At 67.0% G+C, this 2664-nt stretch carries 4 protein-coding genes; all 4 read right to left on the reverse strand.

Annotation, left to right across the window (positions count from 1 at the left end):
- A partial coding sequence (locus tag BIS11_RS14670) for a GGDEF domain-containing protein (protein ID WP_253586398.1) occupies positions 1-1197 on the reverse strand: 1197 nt, incomplete at its 3' end.
- A gap of 243 nt (positions 1198-1440) precedes the next feature.
- Positions 1441-1569: a hypothetical protein gene (locus BIS11_RS18595; RefSeq protein WP_301286480.1), complete on the reverse strand. Its 129-nt coding sequence runs from the start codon at positions 1567-1569 to the stop codon at positions 1441-1443.
- A 7-nt stretch (positions 1570-1576) separates the two neighbouring features.
- Positions 1577-2224, reverse strand: a complete 648-nt coding sequence (otnC, locus tag BIS11_RS14675; protein WP_253425867.1) for a 3-oxo-tetronate 4-phosphate decarboxylase — start codon at positions 2222-2224, stop codon at positions 1577-1579.
- Positions 2221-2664: nucleotide-binding domain containing protein (locus tag BIS11_RS14680; RefSeq protein WP_301286481.1), on the reverse strand; the 444-nt coding region annotated here is incomplete at its 5' end. The genes otnC and BIS11_RS14680, both read right to left, overlap by 4 nt.

The raw sequence follows: 2664 nt of genomic DNA on the forward strand, positions 1-2664 counted from the left end.
GTCTCCGGTGCCGTGGCCGTGCTCGTCGTTGAGCGCCTTGAAGTGATCCAGGTCGATGAAGACGACCGTCATGGCGCGTTTTTCGAGGCGACAGCGCGCGAAATGCTCGTGAAGCTGCTCTTCGAGCCAGGCGCGGTTGGCAAGCCGGGTCAAGGGGTCGATGCGGCTGCGCTCGAGCAACTGACCGTGGCGGCTTTCGAGCGCTTCGAGCGCTTCCTGCTGGGCCTGCAGACGGGCGCCAAGGGCGAGCGCGTGCTGATACAACAGCTGCTTGGCTTCGGTGAGCACGTCGACGCTGTCCAGAGGGAGCGGAATCGCCAGCTTGAGCAGATCGCTCAACAGCGCGATCTGACGATGCATGGTGTAGAAGAGCGCCTCGAGAATGGTCACGTGCTCGGTATTGGAGACGGAAAGCTCGTAGAGAAGCGTCGAGAACGCACGCGCCGGGTTCGCCGAAAGCCAGGCATCCGCCAATGGACCGGAAAGCCGCACGCACACGGCGACGTTGTCGTCGGTGAAGACGCTGTCGTGGCTCTCGTTGATGGCGTGCACGAGGCTCTCGGGCAGCCCCCACCGGGCGGCGATCCAGGCACCCACCAGCGTATGGTCGCAGCCGAAATGATGGCGCTCGTTCTGGGCCAGCTGCATGTGGGACTGATCGCGTCGCTCGTAGAGTGCTGGCGCCTGGGCCGGGAACGTCATCTGCAGCGCCAGCACGCCGATGTCCTGCAGCAGGGCGACGGTGAACACGTAGCCCAGCCGATCCGGGCAGAGCTTCTGGGCCAGTTGGCTCGCGATCGCCGCCGCGGCGATCGCGCGCTGCCAGACGGGCACCGCCGTCTCGTTGGCCTCGAGGTCCTTGAGCAGCGCGAAGCTCAATACGGTCGCGATCGTTGCGTCCGTGCCGAGCCGCTGGGTCGCCTCCAGCCCGGTGCAGGCCGGTCCCGCCGCGTTGAGATGGTGGGCGCTGTTGGCGGCGCCGATCAGTCGCGCAGTGAGTGCGGGGTCGTGTTCGATGACGCTGGCGTAGTCCTGGAGCGAGGCATCCGGCGAGCGCGCGACCTCGAGCACCTCGAGCGCCACGGCGGGCAGCGACGGAAGGTAGGGCGCGCGGACGAGGGATTTTGCCACCATGCGCGGCAGCTTCGCCGTCAAGGTGTCATAGAGCGTGTTGTTCACCGCTGAAAGGCTCGTCATCTTCTCTCCAAAGGCACTGTTCAGCGCAGTAAGCGGTCATGATGAATCGCGCTAGCATATACCCTCGACTGCGCGGCGTCGCCACCTAAGCGCCCCGGGGCATTGACGACCCTCGAGCGGCCGAGGACGAGCGCCTCGCTGGCTACGTTGGTCTTGAGGGTGGGGATGCCTTTATCGACCAAAAATGGGACGCCCGCCTCGTTTCGTCAATTGGCTAAAGGTGCAGGGGCGTGGCGGTCGAGTTCACCGACTTGCCATGGGCGTGGAAAGCCGCGCCTGGGCGCGGCCGGTGGGCGAGAGAGGCAGCGCCTGGCGCGAACCACCTGGAGCTGGCGGTTTCGGTGCGCGGTAGCCAGGCGCGGAGGTGGCCATGCAGGGCTCAGTCGCGCGGGAACCTTGCTTCGAGTTCGGCGACCTGCTCCGGGGTCAGGGTGCGCGGGTTTTCGCCGCGCAGCAGCAAGAAGAGCTTGGCGGTCTCCTCGAGCTCCTCGGTGGCGTAGACGGCGGCCTCCAGGTTCTTGCCCGCCACCACCGGGCCGTGGTTGGCCAGCAGCACGGCGCTGTGCTTGCCCGCAAGCCCGCGTACCGCGTCTCCCAGCGCCTTGTCGCCGGGAATGTGGTAGGGCACCAGGGGCAGCTTGCCCACCCGCATCGCATAGTAGGCGGTGATCGGCGGAATGCAGTCGCAGGGGTCGATGCCCGGCAGGCAGGAGACCGCGACGGAGTGGGTGGAGTGCAGGTGGACGATGGCGCCGGACTGAGGACGCTCGTCGTACATCGCCGTGTGCAGGAAATGCTCCTTGGTGGGGGCATCGCCACTCACCAGGCGACCGTGCTGGTCGAGATGCGAGATGCGCGCCGGGTCCAGTCGACCCAGGCACGCGTTGGTCGGCGTCATCAGCCAGCCGCCGTCCTCCAGGCGCACGCTGATGTTGCCGCTCGAGCCCATGGTCAGGCCCCGGTCGAACAGCGACTTGCCGAGAAGGCTGATCTGCTCGCGTTGGCGGTTCTGCTCGTGAATGCTCATGACAATACCTCGAAAGCGCGGGTGAAGAAGTCGACGCCGCCGAAATTACCCGATTTCAGCGCCAGGGAAAGCGGAGCGGTGTGGCCCTTGAGGGTGGCCTGGGTCCAGGGCACGCCCGGGTCGATCTGCTCGCCGATGCGCAGCGCCGAGATCCTGAGCGCCGACACCACCGCCCCGGAGGTTTCGCCGCCGGCCACGAGCAGTCGCCCCACGCCTTCGTTGACCAGCGTCACCGCCAGTTGACTGAGTGCGCACTCCACCAGCTCTCCCGCCCTCTCGACGCCGAGCCTTTGCTGGGCGGCCTTGACCTTCGCCGGGTCGGCGGAGGCGTAGATCAGCGCCGGTGCGTCTTGCTCGATACGATCCAGGGCGAAGGCCAGCGCCTGTTCCCACTGCTCGTCGCCCAGAGCCAGGGCGTCCGGGTCCAGGGCGAAGCCGGC

It is taken from the genome of Halomonas sp. 707D4 (assembly GCF_024158685.1).
Classification (GTDB): domain Bacteria; phylum Pseudomonadota; class Gammaproteobacteria; order Pseudomonadales; family Halomonadaceae; genus Vreelandella.

What these genes read in the sequence shown, in the direction of transcription:
- BIS11_RS18595 (WP_301286480.1), bottom strand. Translation starts at nt 1,569, where the DNA reads ATGGCCACCTCCGCGCCTGGCTACCGCGCACCGAAACCGCCAGCTCCA.
- otnC (WP_253425867.1), bottom strand. Translation starts at nt 2,224, where the DNA reads ATGAGCATTCACGAGCAGAACCGCCAACGCGAGCAGATCAGCCTTCTC.